Annotated in this window: 18 protein-coding genes and 1 pseudogene; 4 read left to right on the top strand and 15 right to left on the bottom strand. The window is 71.7% G+C overall.

The annotated features are described in order from the left end of the window. From AB0C75_RS34175 to AB0C75_RS34140, 8 genes are all read right to left on the bottom strand, one after another. The coding region (locus AB0C75_RS34175) for a hypothetical protein (protein WP_362896134.1) at positions 1 to 188 on the bottom strand (188 nt) is incomplete at its 3' end. Then, positions 110 to 337 (bottom strand): DUF6059 family protein, encoded by a 228-nt coding sequence (locus tag AB0C75_RS34170; RefSeq protein WP_362896132.1) that lies wholly within the window; start codon positions 335 to 337, stop codon positions 110 to 112. The genes AB0C75_RS34170 and AB0C75_RS34175, both read right to left, overlap by 79 nt. Then, positions 334 to 2,142 carry an acyltransferase domain-containing protein gene (locus AB0C75_RS34165; RefSeq protein ID WP_362896130.1) on the bottom strand — a complete coding sequence of 603 codons (1,809 nt, stop codon included), beginning with the start codon at positions 2,140 to 2,142 and terminating at the stop codon, positions 334 to 336. Before AB0C75_RS34165 ends, AB0C75_RS34170 begins: the two co-directional genes overlap by 4 nt. A 148-nt stretch (positions 2,143 to 2,290) precedes the next feature. After that, positions 2,291 to 2,560: an acyl carrier protein gene (locus AB0C75_RS34160; protein WP_329207366.1), complete on the bottom strand. Its 270-nt coding sequence runs from the start codon at positions 2,558 to 2,560 to the stop codon at positions 2,291 to 2,293. Positions 2,561 to 2,683: 123 nt separating this feature from the next. Next, entirely contained in the window at positions 2,684 to 3,895 is a 1,212-nt protein-coding gene (locus tag AB0C75_RS34155) for a ketosynthase chain-length factor (protein WP_362896128.1), read from the bottom strand. Next, on the bottom strand, positions 3,892 to 5,157 hold the full coding sequence (locus AB0C75_RS34150; RefSeq protein ID WP_362896126.1) for a beta-ketoacyl-[acyl-carrier-protein] synthase family protein: 1,266 nt from the start codon (positions 5,155 to 5,157) through the stop codon (positions 3,892 to 3,894). Before AB0C75_RS34150 ends, AB0C75_RS34155 begins: the two co-directional genes overlap by 4 nt. A gap of 282 nt (positions 5,158 to 5,439) precedes the next feature. Next, positions 5,440 to 7,074 (bottom strand): acyl-CoA carboxylase subunit beta, encoded by a 1,635-nt coding sequence (locus AB0C75_RS34145; RefSeq protein ID WP_362896124.1) that lies wholly within the window; start codon positions 7,072 to 7,074, stop codon positions 5,440 to 5,442. A gap of 79 nt (positions 7,075 to 7,153) precedes the next feature. After that, the gene (locus AB0C75_RS34140; protein ID WP_362896122.1) at positions 7,154 to 7,948 is read right to left on the bottom strand and encodes an AfsR/SARP family transcriptional regulator; all 795 of its coding nucleotides are present in this window, start codon (positions 7,946 to 7,948) and stop codon (positions 7,154 to 7,156) included. Positions 7,949 to 8,213: 265 nt separating this feature from the next. Between AB0C75_RS34140 and AB0C75_RS34135 the strand changes: the two genes are divergently transcribed. From AB0C75_RS34135 to AB0C75_RS34120, 4 genes are all read left to right on the top strand, one after another. After that, positions 8,214 to 8,555 carry a hypothetical protein gene (locus tag AB0C75_RS34135; RefSeq protein ID WP_362896120.1) on the top strand — a complete coding sequence of 114 codons (342 nt, stop codon included), beginning with the start codon at positions 8,214 to 8,216 and terminating at the stop codon, positions 8,553 to 8,555. Beyond that, positions 8,552 to 10,831, top strand: coding sequence for a TOMM precursor leader peptide-binding protein (locus tag AB0C75_RS34130; protein WP_362896118.1), 2,280 nt, complete (start codon positions 8,552 to 8,554; stop codon positions 10,829 to 10,831). Before AB0C75_RS34135 ends, AB0C75_RS34130 begins: the two co-directional genes overlap by 4 nt. Positions 10,832 to 10,922: 91 nt before the next feature. Then, complete coding sequence (locus AB0C75_RS34125; RefSeq protein WP_362896117.1) at positions 10,923 to 12,134, top strand: histidine kinase; 1,212 nt, start codon at positions 10,923 to 10,925, stop codon at positions 12,132 to 12,134. Positions 12,135 to 12,161: 27 nt separating this feature from the next. Continuing rightward, positions 12,162 to 12,776: a response regulator transcription factor gene (locus AB0C75_RS34120; RefSeq protein ID WP_362896115.1), complete on the top strand. Its 615-nt coding sequence runs from the start codon at positions 12,162 to 12,164 to the stop codon at positions 12,774 to 12,776. A 147-nt stretch (positions 12,777 to 12,923) separates the two neighbouring features. Here AB0C75_RS34120 and AB0C75_RS34115 read toward each other — a convergent pair. From AB0C75_RS34115 to AB0C75_RS34085, 7 genes and pseudogenes are all read right to left on the bottom strand, one after another. After that, positions 12,924 to 13,274, bottom strand: a pseudogene (locus AB0C75_RS34115) (4'-phosphopantetheinyl transferase superfamily protein); the annotation flags it as partial. A 370-nt stretch (positions 13,275 to 13,644) separates the two neighbouring features. Next, positions 13,645 to 14,895, bottom strand: a complete 1,251-nt coding sequence (locus tag AB0C75_RS34110) for an acyltransferase domain-containing protein (protein ID WP_362896113.1) — start codon at positions 14,893 to 14,895, stop codon at positions 13,645 to 13,647. 126 nt (positions 14,896 to 15,021) lie between these two features. Beyond that, positions 15,022 to 16,755: an acyl-CoA dehydrogenase gene (locus AB0C75_RS34105; protein WP_362896111.1), complete on the bottom strand. Its 1,734-nt coding sequence runs from the start codon at positions 16,753 to 16,755 to the stop codon at positions 15,022 to 15,024. Beyond that, entirely contained in the window at positions 16,752 to 18,479 is a 1,728-nt protein-coding gene (locus tag AB0C75_RS34100) for a fatty acyl-AMP ligase (RefSeq protein WP_362896109.1), read from the bottom strand. The genes AB0C75_RS34105 and AB0C75_RS34100 overlap by 4 nt, the downstream gene beginning before the upstream one ends. Positions 18,480 to 18,636: 157 nt before the next feature. Then, positions 18,637 to 18,828 (bottom strand): acyl-CoA carboxylase subunit epsilon, encoded by a 192-nt coding sequence (locus tag AB0C75_RS34095; protein WP_362896107.1) that lies wholly within the window; start codon positions 18,826 to 18,828, stop codon positions 18,637 to 18,639. A 114-nt stretch (positions 18,829 to 18,942) separates the two neighbouring features. Then, positions 18,943 to 19,572, bottom strand: coding sequence for a hypothetical protein (locus tag AB0C75_RS34090; RefSeq protein WP_362896105.1), 630 nt, complete (start codon positions 19,570 to 19,572; stop codon positions 18,943 to 18,945). Next, positions 19,559 to 20,545 carry an aromatase/cyclase gene (locus AB0C75_RS34085; RefSeq protein WP_362896103.1) on the bottom strand — a complete coding sequence of 329 codons (987 nt, stop codon included), beginning with the start codon at positions 20,543 to 20,545 and terminating at the stop codon, positions 19,559 to 19,561. The genes AB0C75_RS34090 and AB0C75_RS34085 overlap by 14 nt, the downstream gene beginning before the upstream one ends. Between the last annotated feature and the right edge of the window lie 4 nt (positions 20,546 to 20,549).

Raw genomic sequence — 20,549 nt, 5'->3', positions numbered from 1 at the left:
TTCCCGAACGACGCCGTCTCCGACGTGAACCGGTCACCCGTCAACTGCATACCATCACCCGAGTCACCCGCGAAACGGATGATCACCCGGTCCAGACTGCGGATCTCTTTCACTCCCGCTCCCCCATCGACGGCACGAGTTGTTTTTGCAGCGCGCGTTCCGTGCTGGTCAGCGGGACATCGGCGCAGAGCCGTTCCGGGTGACCGGCAGGGGGTTCCTTCAGGCGTGTCTCGACCATCGGCAGCGGTGGTCCCATCGTGGGGAGTCCCAGCCAGACCCAGCCCGCCGAGGTCAGCGAGAGGTAGATCTCGCGCAGGGCTCTCGTCACGTACTTCATGCGAGCTGTACCTCCGCCCCTGCCTGGACACGGGCAGCGTCGGTGCCGGTGGTGGACGGCTTCTCCTCGCCCCAGGTCCACAGCCTGGCCACCGCGTTCAGGTCCAGGTCGTGGCCCTCGGTCCAGATGCGGGCCGCCGCGGTGAGCACCGACTGGCGGTCGGCCTCGGGGGTGCCCGCGCGGGCCGGGAGGAGCGGGGTCACGGCGCCGGCGCCCAGGCGGATCGAGCGGTGCCTGCGGGCGAAGGCGGTGAGGGTCTGGCGGGGGCCCGCCTCGATGAGCAGGACGTCGTCGGCGGCCAGCAGCTCGTCCAGGGCGTTGCGGAAGTAGACCGTGTCGGTGATCTGGCGGGCCCAGAAGCGCGGGCTGCGCGCCTCGTCGGGGCTCATCAGGGTTCCGGTGTAGCCGGAGTAGAGGGGGAGCCGGGGAGCCCGGAGAGGGATGTCGCGGTAGGCGACCTCCACAGCGTCGGATGCGGGGGCCATCGCCGGGGAGTGGAAGGGGCTGGTCGCGGGCACCGTGACGACGGTGTGCCCGTCGGCCCTGAGGCGGGCGGCGACCTCGGTGAGCGGGCCCTTCGAACCGGCCAGCATCACCTGCTGGTTGGCGTTGACGGCGGCGATGCCGACGTCCTCCGTCAGATACGGGAGCAGCTGTTCCTCGCTCGCCGCGACCGCGAGCATGCCACCGGCCGGTATCTTGACGGCCTCCCGGACCCGGGCCTGCACCATCCGGGCCGCGTCACGCAGGGACACGACTCCGGCGAAGGTCGCGGCGACGAGCTCCCCCGCACTGTGGCCGAGGAAGGCCGTCGGGCGGACGCCCCAGCTGAGTACGAGGCGGCCGAGCGCGTAGTCGATCGCGAACAGGAGGGGCTGGGCCCGGCGTACGTCGTCGATACCGATGGACGCACGCGCGGGGTCGAGCCAGTCGGCGCGGATACGGGGGCCTTCGCCGCCCATGTGGGAGAGGGCCGCGTCGACCGCCGCCGTGAAGACGGGTTCGGTGCGGTAGAGGCCGGCCGCCATCCCGGCGTGCTGGGAGCCCTGGCCCGGGAAGAGCAGGGCGACGGGCCGGGGGCGCGAGGCGTCGGCGGTGCGGGCCTTGTGCACGGCGCGGGAGGCGAGGGCGGAGACGGAGACGGCCGCGCCGCGTATCGGGCCGGGGGCGGTGCCGCACGGTACCGCGGTGGGCAGGGCGGGGAAGATCTCGCGGTGCACCCCGCCGAGCATCGGCAGGAGTTCGCCGCGTACCCGTTCCTCGTCCTCGGCGTTGCGGCCCGACCAGAGGATGAGGCGGTGGCGGTCCGGGTCGGTGCCGCGCGGGGTCTGGTGCAGTGGTCGCAGCGGCGGGGCGGTGTCCTCGTCCGAGGGGTCGGCCAGGGCGTCGGCCGGGGGGCCGGTGATGTCGAGTACGCCGAGGACCGCGTCGCCCTCGGCCACCGCTTCGGCGGCGCGTTTGACCGCGTACACGGTGATGGTCTGGGGGTCGGGTTCGCCGAAGCCGGCGACGAGGGCGAGGTCGGCGGTTCCCTCGTGGAGTTCCCGGTGGGCCTGGCGCAGCGCGCGGCCGGGGGTGGAGGCGGTGCGGACGGTGAAGCCTTCGTGCTCGGGCCTGATACCCGGTTCCAGTACGGCCGCGCCGAGGAGGACGACGGTACGGGCGGGCAGGTCCTCGGGAGGGCGGCCGAAGGCGCGCAGCACCGCCGAGACTCCGGCGGCCGAGGCCCGTGCGTGCTGCTGGGGCGCGGAGCCTGGGCTGACGATCAGCCGGCGGACCACCGCACTCCGGTTGGTGAGCGACATGGTTCCCTCCTCGTGGGCCGCGGCTCCGGCCCCACTCGGTACGTAAGGGGGCGGTACGGGGGGCAACAGATGAAGAAGACGGGCCTGGGCCCTTTGACGGCCGCCCCGCCCCGGGGGACGGAAGACGGGGCGGCCGTGCGGGACCGGCTCAGGCGGCGGGCGCCTGGCCGGAGTTGATGAGGGCGAGGAGGGCGCCCGGGGTCTCGGCGTCGACGACGGCGTCGTCGGGGATCTCGATGCCGTACTCGCGCTGTATCTGCCCGATGACCTGGAGCAGGGCGAGGGAGTCGTAGCCGAGCTCCATGAACGGGGTGTCGATGACGTCACCGTCGAGGTCGATGCCCTCCTCCTCGCCGGCGCTCTCGCGCAGCATGCGGGTCAGGTCGGCCAGGGTCACTGTGGCGGTCGTGGTGCTCATGGTCGGTGCCGTCCTCTCGGTTGGGCTGTGAGTGGTTGTTCGGTGTGTGCCGGTGTGGGGGTGGGTGCCGGTGGTACCGGTGGTACCGGTGGTGGAGTGGTGCGGGTCGCCCGGGGTGGCTGTTCAGCCGTGACGGCGTACGACGAGTGCGGCGTTGAAGCCGCCGTGGCCGCGTGCGAGGACCAGGGCGTTGCGCAGTCCGGCCTCGCGTGCCTCGGTCACCAGGTCGATGGTGTGGTCCGCCGCGGCGGCGCCGACGTTGACGGTGGGCGGGATGACTCCGTCGCGCAGGGCGAGCAGTGCGGTCGCCGCGTCGAGGGCGGCGCCCCCGGCGAGGAGCCGTCCCGTCATGGTCTTGGGGGCGGTGACGGGGACCCCGTTCGCACCGAAGATCCCGGTGAGAGCCTGGGCCTCCGCCCGGTCGAGGTCGGGTACGCCGGCGGCGTCGGCGAAGACGACGTCGATGTCGGCGGCGGTGATCCCGGCGTCCTTGAGGGCGTTCTCGGCGGCCCTGCGCAGGCCCGGCGGCCTGCCTGTGCCGGGGGCCGGGTCGAGGGTGGCCGCGTATCCGGCGATCTCGCCGTAGACCGTGGCCCCGCGGGCTCCGGCCGACTCGGCGTCCTCGACGAGGAGGATCGCACCGCCCTCGCCCGGTACGTATCCGCCGGCGTCCTCGGAGAAGGGCAGATAGGCGCGGGCCGGGTCGTCGACGGTGCTCATCAGGCCGGAGGCTATCTGCGGCACCCAGCCCCAGGGGCAGATGGCCGCGTCGATGCCGCCGGAGATGACGGCGGGGAAGCCCTTGCGGATGTGGCGGCGTGCGTGACCGAGGGCGTCGACGCCGCCGGCCTGTTCGGTGAGCAGCACACCGCTGGGTCCGCGCAGCTTGTGCCGGATGGAGATCTGGCCGGTGTTGACGGCGTAGAACCAGGCGAACGACTGGTAGGCGCTGACGTACTCCTTGCCCTTGCTCCAGAGGTTCTGCAGTTCCCGCTGGCCGAACTCGACGGCTCCGCCGGATGCCGCGGTCACCACGCCGATGCCGTACTCCGGCAGTTCGGCTGTGTCGATGCCCGCGTCGGCCAGCGCCCAGTCGGCCGCGGTCAGCGCGAGGCGCGTCATGTGGTCGGTCTGCGGCATCAGCCTGCTGGGGATGTGGTCCTCGGCGACGTAGTCGCTGACCTCCCCGGCGATCCGGGAGGGGTACTGGGTGGCGTCGAAGCGGGTGACGGGGCCGAGTCCGGACTCGCCGGCCAGGGTGGCCTTCCAGTAGCCCTCGGTTCCCAGGCCGTTCGGGGCGGTGATGCCCAGGCCGGTCACCACTGCGGTGGTCATACGGTGCTCCTCTCCGGGCGGGCCAGCACCATGGCGCTCTGGAATCCGCCGAAGCCGCTGCCCACGCTGAGGACCACGTCGGTCTTCTTCTCGCGGGCGGTCAGCGGGATGTAGTCGAGGTCGAGCTCCGGGTCGGGCTCGTGGAGGTTCGCGGTGGGCGGCAGCAGGCTGTGCTCCATCGCGAGGGCGCAGGCGGCGATCTCCAGGGAGCCGATGGCGCCGAGCGAGTGCCCGATCATCGACTTGATGGAGCTGATCGGGGTGCGGTACGCGTGCTCCCCGAGGCTGCGCTTGAACGCGCCGGTCTCGTGGCGGTCGTTCATCTTGGTGCCGGAGCCGTGTGCGTTGATGTAGTCGACGGTGTCGGGAGCGAGCCGCGACTCGGCCAGGGCGACGTCGATGGCCTCGGCCATTTCGAGTCCCTCCGGCTTGAGGCCTGTCATGTGGAAGGCGTTGCAGCGGGAGGCGAAGCCCGCGATCTCGGCGTAGATGTGGGCGCCGCGCGCCCGTGCGCTCTCCAGCTCCTCCAGGACCAGGATCGCCGCGCCCTCGCCGAGCACGAGTCCGCTGCGGGTCCGGTCGAAGGGCCGGCAGGAGCTCTCCGGGGTGTCGTTGCGGGGTGTGGTGGCGTGGATGGCGTCGAAGCAGGCCGAGGTGATCGGCGAGATCGGGGCCTCGGTGGCACCGGCGATCATGATGTCGGTGGTGCCCTCGCGGATGAGTTCCACCGCGTGGCCGAGCGAGTCGAGACCGGAGGTGCATCCGGTGGAGACGACCGCTGCCGGGCCTTCCGCGCCTGCCGCCAGGCCGACTTCGGCGGCGATGGAGCTGGGTACGAAGTGCCGGTACAGCTCGGGTACGGCGTACTCGTGGTCCACGTTCCACTTGCGGCCGCCGTCGCTGACGACGGCGTACTCGCGCTCCAGGCTGGTGGTGCAGCCGACCGCGCTGCCCACCGCGGTGCCGATGCGGCCCGGGTCGAGGGAGGAGAGGTCGAGGCCGCTGTCGGCGAGCGCTTCCCTGGTGGAGACCACCGCGAACTGGGAGGCCCGGTCGAGTCTGCGGATCTCCTGGTGGGAGAGTCCGGCGGCCCTGGGGTCGAAGTCGCACTCGGCGGCGACCTGCGAACGGAACGGCGAGGGGTCGTAGAAGGAGATCCTCCGGGTGGCGGTGCGGCCCGCCGTGAGGAGGTTCCAGTACTCCTTGACACCGACCCCACCGGGGGCCACGACGCCCAGGCCGGTGATGGCGACTCTGCGCATGGTCTACCTGGCCTTCGACGGGGCCTGGTGCGGCTCTGCGCACCTGCCGGTTGGCACTGTGGGGGTCACTGTCGATCCCTTCGTCCGTGTCACTGCTGATCTGAGGCGGTGAATCGATGAGGCGGTAATCGGCGGCCGGGGCGGTTCGGGGTTGGGAACCTCCCCGGCCGGCCGGACCGGTCGGCCGCTCGTTCGTGGCGGGCCGCCTTTTCCGGTGAAGCCATGGAACGTCTGTGCCCTAGACCGGGACTCGTGTGCGCGTGGATCTGTGGAATCACCCCGCTATGTGGGGATATTCCCGTGCTTACGGGAGGGCACTTCGGCATGCTTGGAGCGCAGCATGGCCAGGGAACGGATGAGGACGCGCCGGGTGTCCCCCGGGTCGATGACGTCGTCCACGAGGCCGCGTTCGGCCGCGTAGTAGGGGTGCATCAGCTCGGTCCTGTACTCGTCGATGCGCTGCGCCCGCAGCGCCTCCGGGTCGTCGGACGCGGCGATCTCCCGGCGGAAGATGACGTTGGCCGCGCCCTCCGCCCCCATCACGGCGATCTCGTTGGTCGGCCAGGCGAAGGCCAGGTCGGCGCCGATGGACCGGGAGTCCATGACGATGTACGCGCCTCCGTAGGCCTTGCGCAGCACGAGGGAGATGCGCGGCACGGTCGCGTTGCAGTACGCGTACAGGAGCTTGGCGCCGTGCCGGATGATGCCGTCGTGCTCCTGGTCGACGCCGGGCAGGAAGCCGGGCACGTCGACGAGGGTGACCAGCGGGATGTTGAAGGAGTCGCACGTCGAGACGAAGCGGGCGGCCTTCTCGCTGGCGTGGATGTCCAGCACCCCGGCCAGGGCGGCCGGCTGGTTGGCGACGATGCCCACCGGGTGGCCGTCAAGACGGGCGAGCGTGCACACGATGTTGGGCGCCCACGCCTCGTGGACCTCGAAGGTCTCCCCGTCGTCGACGAGCTCCTCGATCACCGCCCGGATGTCGTAGCTGCGCCCCGGGTCGGCGGGCACCAGGTCCGTGAGGGCGTCGGTGCGCCGGTCGGCGGGGTCGTCGCAGGCCACCGCCGGGGGCATCTCCCGGTTGTTGGACGGCAGGAGCGCGATGAGGAACCGCACGTCCTCCAGGCAGGTCATCTCGTCGTCGTACGCGAAGTGGCTGACGCCGGAGACGCTCGCGTGCACATCGGCGCCGCCCAGGCCGTTGTGGGTGATCTTCTCGCCCGTCACCGCCTGTACGACGTCGGGTCCCGTGATGAACATCTGCGCGGAGTCCCGGACCATGAAGACGTAGTCGGTGAGCGCCGGTGAGTAGGCCGCTCCCCCGGCGCACGGGCCGAGCATCACACTGATCTGCGGGATGACCCCGGAGGCGGCGACGTTGCGGCGGAATATCCCGCCGTAGCCCGCGAGCGCCGTGACACCCTCCTGAATGCGGGCGCCCGCCCCGTCGTTGAGGCTCACCAGCGGTGCTCCGGCGGCCTCGGCGAGGTCCATCACCTTGTGCACCTTCGCGGCGTGCGCCTCACCCAGGGCTCCGGCGAAGACACGGAAGTCGTGCGCGTAGGCGAACACCGTCCTGCCGTGGACGAGCCCCCAGCCGATCACGACCCCGTCGCCGTGCGGTTTGCGTGCTTCGAGTCCGAAGCCCGATGCCCGGTGCCGGCGCAGCGGCTCGATCTCGGTGAACGTGTCCTCGTCGAAGAGGAGGTCCAGCCGTTCGTGCGCGGTGAGTTTGTTCTTCTCGTGCTGCCGCCGGGTCGCCGCGGGGTCAGGGCCCCGGCTCACTTCTTCCTTGAGCCGGCGCAGTTCGGCGGCGGAGCGCCGCAGATCGGGTGCGGCCGGTGCGGTGGCGGCGACCGGTGCGGCAGGTGCGGCGGGTGCGGCCTGTGCGGCCGTCAGGTCGTCAAGGATCGTCATCGGCCGAACGTAGGAACGCCGGCTTGAGACGTACTGGAGAGCTCCAGCGATGACCTGGCGCCCAGGCCCGGCCCTGGTCTCAGCCGGAGGCCGGGACGGGCAGGTCCAGTGCCGGGTCTGCGGAGAGAACGGCCTGGTGGAGGCGTTGCAGCCGGGCCGAGGGTTCGAGTCCGAGCTCTTCGACCAGGGTCACGCGCAGCCGCTGGTACGCCTCCAGCGCCCGCCAGGCGCCGCCCGAGCGGTGCAGTGCGGTCATCAGCTGGGCGCAGAAGTTCTCGTGCATCGGGTGCCTGGCGACCAGGACCCGCAGTTCGGGCACGATCTCCGTGTGCCGGCCGATGATGAGGTCGGCGTCTATGCGCCGCTCCAGGGCAGCCATCCGGTCCTCCTCCATGCGGAGCACCTCCAGCTCCAGCACGGTACCGATGCGTACGTCGACGAGTGCGGAGCCCTGCCACATCTTGAGGGCCCGGCCCAGCAGGTCGGAGGCCGCGTAGTGGTCGCCGGCCTCGTGCGCGGCCCGCCCGGAAGCGGTGAGCTGGCCGAACTCGTGGGCGTCCACCTGGCCGGGCTGCACCTGGAGCAGGTAGCCGCCGTGCTGGGTGATCAGGACGTCCTTGGCCTGGCGGGACGGGTCCCCGTCGATCGCGGCCGCGATCTTGCGGCGGAGCTGGAGGATGTAGGTCTGCAGGGTGGTGGCCGCGCTGCGCGGGATGTCCTCGCCCCAGATCTCCTCCATCAGCGTCGCCACGGGCACGACCCGGTCGGACTGCAGGGCCAGCAGGGACAGGATCTGGCGCGGCTTGGCCGCGGTGGGCACGACGGACACCCCGTTCTCACGGGCTGCCAGTGGTCCCAGTACTTTGATCTCCATGAGTGCGCCCTCCTTCTTCGTGCTCCCCCCGTCCGGCCCGATGCGGGCCGGCAGGAACGTGTGGAGTCTGGGCCGAGCCTGACACCTGCGATGTTCGAGTCCCAGTGAGGTGGTCACGAGGGCGCACATGAAAATGTCATGGCCCGGTGGTGAGCCTCGCACTGTGCTGTGCGGCGCGGCTGGACGCAGAATCCTGGCACTCGGAAAACGAGTGAACGACGGAAACGCATCCGGTCTCGTATCACGGACTCTGAGGGGGAACACCATGAACAACACCCTGCGCACTTCCGCACACGAAGCCAAGGCCGGCACAGCCGCCCGACCGCTCCCGTCCGATCACCGGCTGGCCCTGCTGACGGCACGCGCCGGTCTCGAACCCGAGCTGGCGCAGCGTTACACGAGCGATCCCGTCTCCGTGCTCGCGGAGTTCGGTCTGCCCGCGATGGAGCCGGTCTTCGGGGACGTCCACAAGAACAGCATGCCCGGCTTCACGGGGCGGGACCTGGTCATTGACCACCTGGACCGGCCGGGCACCATCACGCTCTACGGGTGCGCCACCGGCATGACGCCCCTGCCCGGGGAAGAGGCCGGGGCGGCGCTTGCATGACCATGACCGGGGGGACGGGGGCGGGTACCGAGTTGCCCGTGGGGTTCAAGAGACATCTGCGGGTGGAGGCGGTCGATGGGGACGCCGTCTACCTCCTGTCGGACCAGGGGACGACTGCCCTGCAGGGGCGTGAGGTTCAGGAGCTCGCGGCCCTGCTGGACGGCACACGCACCTTGACGGGTGTGCTGGCGGACGCGGCGGCGGCGATGCCGCCCGCCACCGCGGCCGGCATGATCGCGGAGCTCGCCCGGGCCGGTCTGATCGGCTATCACGATCCGGCGGCCGACGCCTGCACGGAGGCGTACTGGGAGTACGCCGGTGTCGGCGGTCCCAGCGCCTCCGCGTCGTTCCGTACGACGCCGGTGGATCTCGTGGTCCTCGGCCGGGCGGACCCCGAGGCGGCCAGGGCGGAGTGTCTGGCCGCCGGGCTGCGGCTGGCCGGGGCGGACGACGAGGGGCCCCCGGCTCTCTCCCTCGTCCTGTGCGACGACTATCTGGACCCCCGGCTGGCCGAGGTCGACGCCAGGCACCGGGAGTCGGGCCGGGCCTGGCTGGCCGCCAAGCCGAGCGGTGTGGAGACCTGGGTGGGCCCGGTGTTCGGGTCCCCGCAGGGTGCCTGCTGGGAGTGTCTGGCGCACCGGTTGCGCGGCCACCGGGCCTCCCGGGCACCGGTCCTGCACGCCCTCGGACTCGCGGGCACGGTCCAGGTCCCGGAGGCGTCGTTCGCCACCGTGCGCGCCATCGGGCTGCACACAGCGGTGCTGGAGGCCGCGAAGTGGGTGGCGGGCATGCGGTACGAGGGCCAGCAGGCCGTCTGCACGCTGGACACCCGCACCCTGGACACCAGCCGGCATCCGGTGAGCCGCCGCCCGCAGTGCCCGGCGTGCGGGGATCCGGGGCTCGTCACCGAGCGGGTACGCGGACCGTTCGTGCCGAGGCCGAGTCCGAAGCTGCACACGGTGGGGGGCAACGACCGGGCGCAGAGCGCGGAAACGGTACTGAAGCGCTACCGGCACCTGGCCGATCCGGTCACCGGCATCGTCGCGGGACTCCGCCCGGCGCCCGGTTCCCCCGAGGGCCTCAACCGGTATGTCGCCGGGCGCAACATGGCTCTCGGCGACAGCCGTTCACTGGCCGGTCTGCGGGGCGGGCTGCGGGGCCAGAGCGGCGGCAAGGGGACGACGCCGCAGGAGGCCGAGGTGGGCGCCCTGTGCGAGGCGCTGGAACGTTACTGCGGCACTCGGCAGGGCGATGAGCCCACCGTGCGCGACACCCTGGCCGGGCTCGGGGACGCCGCGCTGCACCCCAATTCCTGTCAGCTGTTCGCCGACCGGCAGTTCCGTGAGCGGGCCGGCTGGAACGCCGCGCACTCCCGTTTCCAGCAGGTACCGCCGCCGTTCGACCCGAAGGAGCCGGCCGACTGGACGCCGGTCTGGTCGCTCACCTCGGGCACCCAGCGGCTGCTGCCCACGTCCATGCTCTACTTCGGCCCCGGGCCGAACGGCGTGCCGGCCGCCCCGTGGGCCGACTCCAACGGCAACGCGGCGGGCAGCAGTCCGGAGGACGCTGTCGTCCAGGGCTTCCTGGAGGTGGTGGAGCGGGACGCCGTCGCCCTGTGGTGGTACAACCGCACGCGGCACCCCGCCGTCGACCTCGACGCCTTCGACGAACCCTGGCTGGCCGGAACCCGGCAGGCGTACGCGCGGCTGCACCGGGACATCTGGGTCCTCGATCTCACCGCCGACTTCGGCATCCCCGTGATGGCCGCGATGTCCCGGCGCACAGACCGGGCGGCCGAGGGGATCTCGTTCGGATTCGGGGCTCATTTCGATCCCCGGCTGGCCCTGCGCAGAGCGGTCACGGAGATGGCCCAGCTGCTGCCTCCGGACGAGAACTCCCCCGAACTCCTCACCGCGGACCGGGACCTGAGCTCCTGGTGGCGCGGTGCGACGGTGGAAAATCAGCCATACCTCAGGGCTGATTCAGCCGAAACCCCACGCACCCCCGACTGCTATTCCTTCACCGCCCTGGGGGATCTGCGCGAGGACATCGAGTTGGCCGAAACCCTCGTACGACGCCAGGGGATGGAGATGCTCGTCCTCGACCAGACCCGGCCCGACGTGGGACTTCCCGTAGCGAAGGTGATCATTCCGGGGATGCGGCACTTCTGGGCGCGTTTCGCCCCGGGGCGTTTGTTCGACATACCTGTGAAACTTGGGCACCGCGATCGCCCGGTCCCATACGAACAAATCAACCCCGTACCGCTGTTCGTCTGAATCCGGGCGGCCCTCCACATCTGCTGGCTCACGGACAACGTGAAGACATAGCATGCGTCCGCCACTGTTGGCCCATGGCAAGGAGGCGGCGATGCCGACACGGAACATTGTTCCGTTCTCACCCCGGTCGCAGGCGCCCGCCCCCCGGCTGGCCCGCGCGATCATCGTGGTGGCGCTTTTGTGCTACGGCACCATGACGGTGCTCAACGTGGTGCGGACCCACCCCGGGACGACGGAACTGGCCGTCTGCGTGGGACTGGTCCTGGCGGTGTTCGGCGTGCAGCTGGCCGTCTCCTCACCGCAAGCCCGCCATTGGCCGACCGGCTGGAAAGTGCTGGTGCTGAGCGTGCAGGCGGTGCTCACCTTCGCGCCGCTCGTCTGGTTCAGCACCAACTGGGGCAGCATGCAGGGGCCGCTCGCCGCCTCGCTGCTGCTCACGCTCCCGGCGCGCTGGGCCTGGCCCAGCTACGGGCTGCTGATCGCCTTCATCCCCGCCTACAACCTGCTGGCCGGGGCGACGATCGACCTGGTGCTGTACTTCACGATCTCCGGCATCCTGACCGGTCTCGTGATCTACGGCCTGACCCGTCTCACCGACCTGGTGCATGAGGTCCACGCCACCCGGGAGGAACTCGCCCGGATGGCCGTGACACAGGAAAGGCTGCGGTTCGCCCGGGATCTGCACGATCTGCTGGGCTACAGCCTCTCCGCCATCACGCTCAAGGGGGAACTGATCCAGCGTCTGATCAGCAGCCGTCCGGACAAGGCGCGCGAGGAGACCGCGTCGGTCCTGCGGGTAGCGCGCCAGGCGCTGGCCGACGTACGGCTGGTGTCCAGCGGGTACCGCGACATGTCGCTGTCCGAGGAGGCCGAGTCGGCGGGGACCGTGCTCGCCGCCGCGGACGTCAGGGCGGATGTCACGGTGGAGTGCGGCCGGCTGCATCCGGTCGTCGACACCGTGCTCGCCACCGCACTACGCGAAGGGGTGACCAATATTCTGCGCCACAGCGGGGTCCAGAGGTGCAGCATCAAGGCTGAGCTGGACGAAGAAACGGTCCGTCTCGGCCTGACCAACGACCACCCGCACGAACAGGCCGACGCCTTCTCCGCCCGGGCCGGCGGCGGAAGCGGGCTGGACAACCTGAGGACGCGGTTCACCGCCATAGGCGGCGGTCTCACCGCGGGACTTCAGGGCGACGGCCGGTTCCACCTTGAGGTCTGGGCACCGATCCGGCCCCAGAACCACGAGGACGAGCTGCTCGTGCTCGGGCCCGTGACCCCGGAGAGATCCGCTGTAGCCTGACTTCACATCATCTGACCGGGGGTAATGATGTTGTCCGTGAGAATCCTCCTCGCCGAGGATGTTCACATGATCCGTGGCGCGCTGGTGGCACTGCTCCAGCTGGAACCGGATCTTCATGTGGTGGCCGCCGTGGACCGCGGGGACACGATCGTGGAAACGGCGCTCATGTCCAAGCCGGACGTGGCCGTGATCGACATCGATCTCCCGGGCATCGACGGGCTGACCGCGGCAGCCGAGCTCCATGAGCAACTGCCCAGCTGCCGCACCCTGATCCTCACGAGCCTCGGACGTCCCGGCACCCTGCGGCGCGCCCTGACCGCCCATGTCTCGGGCTTCCTGCTCAAGGACTCGCCACCCGACCAGCTCGCGCTCGCCGTACGGTCGGTGGCCACCGGACGCCGGGTCGTGGACCCCCAGCTCGCGCTGACCGCCTGGGACTCCCCGGAGAACCCGCTGTCCCCCAGGGAGCTGGAGGTATTACGGCTCGCCACCCGCGGCGCCGACGCCGCCGAGATCGCCGGCTGTCTGTATCTGTCCAAGGGCACCGTCCGCAACTACCTGACGGCCATCGTCGGCAAGCTCGGCGCGCGTAACCGCATCGACGCCATCCGGATCGCCGAGGAAGCCGGCTGGCTCCCCTGACGGCCCCGGCACCGGCACCGGGGCGGGCCCGACGGCCGCACCGGGTGCGCCCAGCAACGTGTCGAGCATGCCGTCGTCCAGGGTGGTGCCGACCGACAGATCGGCCAGCTCGCCGAACCCGGTGTCACAGACCGCGACGCTCACGACGTAGCCCTCGCCCGCCCGGAACGTGCCGAACTGCCACTCCGAGCCGGGGGCGGGCGAGCCGTCCGGGCGGACGAGGCGCGTGCCGTCGCCGCCGTCACCGTCGCCGTCCAGCGCGAAGCCGAATTCGGTGAAGCGGAAGCGCAGTCCCTGGCCCAGCGCCTTGCTGTACGCCTCCTTGAGCGTCCACAGCCGCACCATGGTGTCGTTGCGCGCACCGTCCCCGCCGGCGTCCAGCAGCTCCTTCTCGTACGGGGTGCACGCCTGGCGTTCGGAGCCGGTGTGCGCGAGCCGGCGGTCGGCGCGCTCCACATCGACGCCGATGCGTCCCCTGCGGGTGATGCCGACGACCATCATCTCCTCGGTGTGGCTGAGGCTGACGTCGATCTGGTCGCAGCCGCGCACATAGGGCCGCCCGCCCGGCTGGTACGCCAGGTCCACCAGGTCGGGCCCGGTGCGCAGGACCTCCGCCGCGGCGTGCCGCAGGAACAGCCGGGAGGCGACGAACCTCTCGCGCATCCGGGGCTTGGAGAGGCTCTCGTAGCGGCGCCAGTCGCGTCCCAGCTGCCGGCGCAGCTCGTCCTCGGTGTCTCCGCGCGGTTGCCAGGCCGGCATCGTCGCGTGCATCACGACGCTGCCGGTGCGGTCCAGTTCGCCGTTGATGTCGCCCCAGGGTCCGCCGGGGCCTTCGGCGGGCAGCGGGCGCCCGACCCGCGCCCTCACCTCAGGCTCCGGAGAGGGCAGCCGCCAGCGGCCCGGCGTCGAGGGCGGAGATCACCCCTGCCAGATCGACGGCGTCACTCGCCGGCCCCTGGCACACGGGCAGGCAGACGGGACCGCGCGGTCCCCCGCCCATCCGCCGCAGGTACGGCGTGAGGACGGCCTGGGGCCCGATCTCGACGACATGGGTGGGTGCCTGCTGTGCGAGCAGGCTGCGTGCGGCGTCGGCGAAGCGGACGGGCGCGGTGATCTGTTCGGTCCAGTACGGGGCGTAGAGCGGCTCGGTGGCCAGCCGTCCGTACACCGTCGAGTAGAACGGCACCCGGGCGGCGCCGCCCGGCATCCGCCGGACGATCGCCTCGAACTTGGGTACCACGGGCGCCATCAGCGGGGAGTGGAAGGCGTGCGACACGGCCAGATGACGGCAGCGGATGCCGCGCTCGGCGAGCCGGGCCTCGATGCGTTCCAGGGCGGCACGGTCACCGGAGAGCACGATCGCCTTCGCGGCGTTGATGGCGCTGATGCCCACGGCGGGTTCGGCGGCGACGAGCTCGGCGGCCTCGTACGGGGTGACGCAGACGGCCATCATGCCGCCGCCCGGCGGCAGGTACTGCATGAAGGCGCCGCGCATCGACACCAGCTTCGCGGCGTCGGCCAGGGTGAGCGCCCCGGCGACGGTGGCGGCCGCGAACTCCCCGATGCCGTGGCCCAGTACGGCCACCGGGCGCACCCCTGCCTCCTCCAGGGTCCGGGCCAGGGCGTACTCGACGGCGAACAGGGCGGGCTGGGTCAGCGCGGTGCGGTGGACGGCGGGGTCGTCGGCGAGGATCAGCTTCACGACGGACCGCTTGGTCCACGGCATGATCGCGGCGTCGGCCTCGTCGAGGAAGGCGCGGTAGCCGGTGGAGTTCAGATAGAGCCCGGAGGTCATCCCCGGGTGCTGGGAGCCCTGGCCGGTGAAGACGAACGCGGCGCGGATCCGGCTCTCGCCCTGGTCCACGTCCCGCATCGCGAGGAGGCCGGCGAGCTGCCGCACGGTGGGGTAGGCCCAGATGTCGTCGGGCTCGACGATCGGGCCGAACTCCTCCTCGATGTCACCGTAGAGGCTGAGGGCGGCGACCGAGTCGAGTCCTTCCTCGGCCAGCGAGACGGTCTCCTCCACCGGGCGGCCGATGTAGTGCGCGACCCGTTCGCTGAGCCACTCACGGTGGGCCACGGCGAAGTCGTCCTGAGCGCGGGGCGGTTGGTCCTGCATGAGTCTGCTCCCTGTCGGGCTCTGGGGCGGGGGGCGCCCGGGGGCGGTCGGGGGTTCGGGGGATGGCTGCGGGGCTTCGGGGCCCTGTCGGGTGGCCGCCCGATCAGAGGTCGCCCGACAGGGCTCTCAGGCGAGCGGCGAGCTGTAGAGGTCGTAGCTGCGGCGGTTGTGCAGCCTGGCCATGACCTCGTCAAGCACAAGGCGCTCGCAGTCGGCAGGGCGGTCGGGCAGCGGCAGCCCGAGCCGTCTGACCAGCCGGTACAGCACCGCGGTGGCCCAGGCAGGGGCGGCCAGGAAGGAGTCGACGCGGTCGGCGGGCGCGTTGCGCTGTTCGCGCCACACGCCGAGCGCGGCCGCCCCGGCGAGCACCAGGGTGTAGCGGTCGGCGAGGCCGAAGCTGTACGGGCTGGAGAGGGCCTCCCGGTCGCCCTGCGGCACCTTCTCGAACGCCTTCTTCAGATCGACGAGCTCCCCCGTGAGCGCACGGGCCAGAAAGCGCAGGATGGGGCCGCCCTCCCCCTCCTGGCCAGTCCCTCCCGCCGCTTCGAGCAGATCCGTGCAGGCGACCAGGGTCGCCGCGAGCGGGTCGCCGTCACCGAGCAGGACGGGCTGGGACAGGTCGAGCGCGGGCAGCGCCTCGTGCGGGCGGAACAGTCCTGGGGGCGGTTCGGGATCCGCGAACCAGGCGTGCCGTGCGAAGTAGGGCAGCTGCGGCAGGATGCTGACCTGCCGCCCGGCGCTGCCCGCGTGGCCCAGCGAGGTGACCGGAAGGTCGCGGCGCTGCTTCTGGAACATCCCGTACGCACCGTCCTGGGCGAACGTTTCCTCACCCAGCACCGAGGACATCTCGTCCATGCTCTCGGCCACCAGCTTGGGCGCCAGGTAGGCGGCGGCCGCCGCGTAGGCGCTCATCTGGCGGGGCAGCAGGTGCAGCGCTCTGGTCGCGACGAGGGCCAGGCAGTCGATGACCAGCAGGTCGAGGAAGCCGCCCGTGAGCACGTCGCGCACATGCTGCACGTCCAGGGACGAACGACCGTCGGCCCTGGGCCTGTCGGCGAAGCGCACGACGGTGCGCAGCGCGGTGTCCGCGCCGGCCAGCACGATGGACGGGATCAGTCCCCGGATGAGGAGCGAGGAGCGCAGCGACAGCTCGTAGCCGCCGCCGATCGCGCCGAGCACGGCGCTGTCGGGTACCGGGCACTCGGTGATCCGCAGGCCGCCGAACTCCGCGCTGCGCATGCCCGTGGTGGTGGTGCGGGCGAGGTCCTCGACCCGCTCGGCGGGCAGCTCGTCGCGGTCGAGGAGCAGCACGGTGTGGCTGCGCCCGCGTGCGGCGCCCTCCGTGCGGGCGAAGATGACGAGGCCGGTGGCGCGCGAGGCGTTGGCGATGGCGGACTTGCTGCCGTCGAGCACCAGGCCGCCGGGGACGACGCGCGCGGTGAACTCGTCGCGTACGAAGTCGTTGCCGTGGGCCACCTCGTGGCGGGCGACGGCGACGCGCCGGCCGCCGAGGAGCAGCCGGGCGGCGTATCTGCGCTGTCCGGGGTCGCCCGCGGTCCACACCGGGGTGGTGGCGAAGAAGCAGTTGAGCCCGTACCCGAAGCCGAGGGACGCGTCCCGGCGGAAGACGGGGCGCAGGACCCGGCCCAGTACGTCCATCCGCTCCAGCCGGCCGCCCACGTCTGCGGGCACGAACTCGGCGTTGAGGTCGAAGGTGTCCAGGACCTGTTCCGCATCGTGCAGCACCTCGCCCCCCGCGTCGGCGGCGAGCAGGGCGGCGGTGCCGAGCGGGTTCGCGGGGTCGTCGAGGGGACCGAACGCCTTCTCCAGGGTGTCGATCCGCTCCTGGGCCGTGGTCATCGCTGCCTCCCCGCCGCGAGCAGCAGCTCGACCTCCGGCTCGATCCGCTGGTGCAGCGGGGTGAGCTCACCGCGCAGGAACAGCCGGCGCATGGCCGCCCGCTCCACCTTGCCGCTCGTCGTCCGGCGTACGGTGCCGGGCCGTACGAGCAGCACCCCTGCGGTACGGATCTCGTACTCCTCGCTCAGGCGTTGCTGGACGGCGGTCGCGAGGGCCGCCAGGTCGATGTCGTACCTGCTGCGGGCGCGCAGCTCCTGGACGATGACGACGCGTTCGCGTGCGCCGGGCACCGCGAAGGCGGTGGCGGCTCCGAAGAGGCCACTGACCTGCTGCACCGTGCGCTCCAGGTCCTGCGGGTAGAGATTGCGTCCGGCGATGACGATCATGTCCTTGAGCCGGCCGGTGATGTGCAGCAGGCCGTCGTCGACGGCGCCGAGGTCGCCGGTGCGGAGGTAGCCGCCGCCACCGCCCTCGATACGGCAGTCGAAGGCCGCCGCGGTCTCGGCGGGGCGGGCCCAGTAGCCGGGCCCCACGCTCTCGCCGCGGACCCAGATCTCCCCGATCCGGCGGTCGGGCAGCTCCCGGCAGGTCTCCGGGTCGACGATGCGCACTTCGGCGGATGCGGCGGGGCCGCAGTGCACGAGGGTGCGGCCGGGACCGTCCGGGTCGGTGAGCCGGCCGGCTTCCAGCGCGGCCGCGTCGAAGGTGCGGGCGGCGGCGGGCGGTGCGGTGCGCGTGCCGGACACGATGAGGGTCGCCTCCGCCAGTCCGTAGCAGGGCGCCAGGGCGCCGGGCCGCAGTCCGGCCGGGGCGAAGCGCTCGGCGAACGCCGTGAGGGTGGCGGGGTCGATGGGCTCGCCACCGTTGACGGCGACCTCCCAGCGGGACAGGTCGAGGGCGGCGAGCTGCGAGTCGTTGACCCTGCGCACGCACAGCTCGTACGCGAAGTCCGGGCCGCCACTGACCGTGAGCCCGTAGCGCGAGATGGCCTCCAGCCAGTTCGCGGGACGCTTGACGAACGCGGCCGGCGACATCAGCACCGCGGTCCCGCCGAGCCACAGGGCGTGCAGGAGCTGGCCGACGAGTCCCATGTCGTGGTGGAGCGGCAGCCAGCCGCCCATCCGGATGCCGGGCCGGGTGCCGAGTGCCTCCTGGACGGCCCGCTGGTTGGCGAGCAGGCTGCGGTGGGTGACGGTCACACCGCGCGGGTCGCGGGTGGAGCCCGAGGTGTACTGGAGGTAGGCGACCGTGTCAGGTTCGGGCACGAAGGGCTGCCAGGCCTCGGGGGCGCCGTCGGCCGGCGCTTCGGCCGCCGGCCCGTCGGCCAGGAGACAGATGACGCCGCCGTGTCCGGTGCGGGCGAGCAGCTGGGAGACCTCGGCCGCCTCGTCGGTGGAGGTGAGCACGCAGACCGCGGCTGCCTCCTTGACGATGCCGGCGATGCGGTCGTCGTGGTGGCCGCGGCCACCGGGCGGCGCGACGGGCACGGCGACGGCTCCCGCGTACAGGCAGGCGAGGAAGCCGATGACGAACCGCTCGCGTGAGCGGTCCGCGATCAGCACCCGCTCCCCCGGTTCCACATGGCGGCGCAGTACGGCCGCCAGGGTGCGGGCCGAGCGGTCGAGTTCCGCGTACGCGATGGTCCGCGGGCTCAGACCGCCGTCGCGCTCGGTGAGAAGGATCAGCGCCTCCCGGTCCGGCGTCTCGGCGGCCTGGGCCTGCAAGTGTTCCGTAAAAGTCCGGTGCCCTCTCACGCCTCCCCCTCCCGTGTCGCGGCGCCGTCCCCGGGGACGGGCCACGGCTGGCTCTGCTGTGGGCAAGATAGGGGTGCGCCCTTGAGGGGACCTCGACCTCGCCCGTGGATGTACGGCGGATTCCGCTTCACGGTGCGGTCCAGGTGACCGGGTGCCGGTAGCCGCCACGCTTGACGGTCCATCCGGCGTAGGCCGCCCTGGTCTCGTCGTCCGGTTCGCCCGAGCGGCGGACCAGGGCGAGCAGTACGGCGGTCACAGCTGCCAGCTCGGCCTCGTCGGGCCGGCCGCGGAGCACGGTGATGCGCATCGGATTCGCCATGCCCACAGCCTGCTCCCACCTGCTCGAAGCGGGCTCGCGCCCGGGACGCGCCGGAGCCGAGGACCTGGTGGCCCTCGGCTCCGGCGTGGGTGGAGCGGGGTGCGGCGCGGGGTGTCAGCCCAGGACGCGTTCGTAGGCGATGTGCCGGGTGCGTTCCACGACGACGTCGGCGAGCTCGCGCATCTGCCGGGTCAGCGCCCTGTGTCCGCTGTCGGCCAGGGCGCCTTCGCAGGCGTCGGTGTCCCGCCACCACTGGATGCCGGTGTACACGTCGGGACGCAGGGTGGAGCGCAGCAGATCGCTGCCTCCGAAGCCGCCGAGCCGTCCGAAGTGCTCGTCCGTCTCGGCGAAGCACTGTTCGAAGTGCCCAGGGTCGCGATGGATACGGGCCCGGGTCAGGACCACGTTCTCCGCGCCGACCACGGCGTTCTCGTTCAGTTCCCGCGCCACGCTGACGGCCTGGTCCACCTCGGTGTCGGCCATCGGGCCGAGCTGTCTGACGTGGGCCTGGAAGGTGCCGTCGTGGACGGTGTTCAGGAAGCCCCGCATGGTCCGCCAGTGTCCGAAGTGCACGAAGACCTCGGGACGCTCGACGAGCTGGACGGTCACCAGGAAGTCGAAGTCCTCGCGTTTACGGAGGTACTGGGAGTGATCCCGGAACTCACGCTCGAACCTCTCGGTGTCGCCCTTCACCTCGAAGCGGTTGACCACGGTGACGGGTGTGTCCTGACTACGACTGTGCACGCGCTTCCTCCGCGAACTGCTTGGCGTGACGCAAAGTGGTGGAGCTGTTGGTACCGAGGGACCTGCGCACCAGCGCGCGTGCCTCGGCGAGGGTGGCTTCGGGCCCGAGCGCGGTGCGTACGCCCGCGGGGTCCAGGGTCACGGTGTGCCACGAGGTGGCCCTGACCGTGCCGTCTCCGAGTGACTCGATCACCCAGCGGCCGGTGTGGCCGGCCATGGCGACCGGCACCCGGAGCTGCTTGTAGACGATGACGTCCCGGTCCTCGAAGCAGACCCGGACCGAGGTGGTGTTGTGCGTGGAGCCGTCCGGGCTGCGGGTGTCCATGTCCATGTGCTGGATGCCCGGCTCGTCCTCGGTGAGGTCGAGCCGTGCCACGTGCGGCAGCCGCTCGGGCCACAGCTCGGCGCGGTCCAGGAAGGCGAACACGTCACCGGCCGCCCCGAACACGGTCTCGGAGTCGCTGAAGGTGAAGTGGAGTTCCTCGCGGGCGTCGCCCTGCTCTGCGGTGTTCTTGAGGGCGAGGAGCTCGGAGCGGCTGTTGGTGTCGACGGCGCTCTCGATCAGCTCCTCCGCGGCCGGGTCGCCGTCGACGGCCCGGTAGTCGTGCAGCAGGGTGACCCGGCTGGAGCCGTCCTCCAACTCCTGGACGCGCCATTCGCCTCCCATCGACGCGACGGGTGCGGCCGTGACGACCTGGCGGAAGGAGATGGTGCGGGCGGCCGGGTCCAGGACACGGCGCGAGGTCCACGTGCGGACCTTGTCACCGGCGACGGCCCAGATACGCAGGAGCTGCTCACCGCCTTCGGCGGGTGCCTCCTCCAGCACCTCGACGTGCACGGTCGGGCCGAACACCTGGGGCCACTCGGCGACATCGGCGACCAGTGCGTAGACGGCGGCGGGTGACGCCCCCACGGTGACGGAGTGCTCCGTGACATGGAGTGCTTCGGTTTCGGACGTAGCGGTCGGCGCCACGGCA

Origin of the sequence: Streptomyces sp. NPDC048565, assembly GCF_040650935.1 — a bacterium.
Lineage (GTDB): Bacteria > Actinomycetota > Actinomycetes > Streptomycetales > Streptomycetaceae > Streptomyces.
The sequence above is the reverse complement of the archived record's forward strand: the minus strand, read 5'-3'. Positions and strand labels throughout refer to the sequence as shown.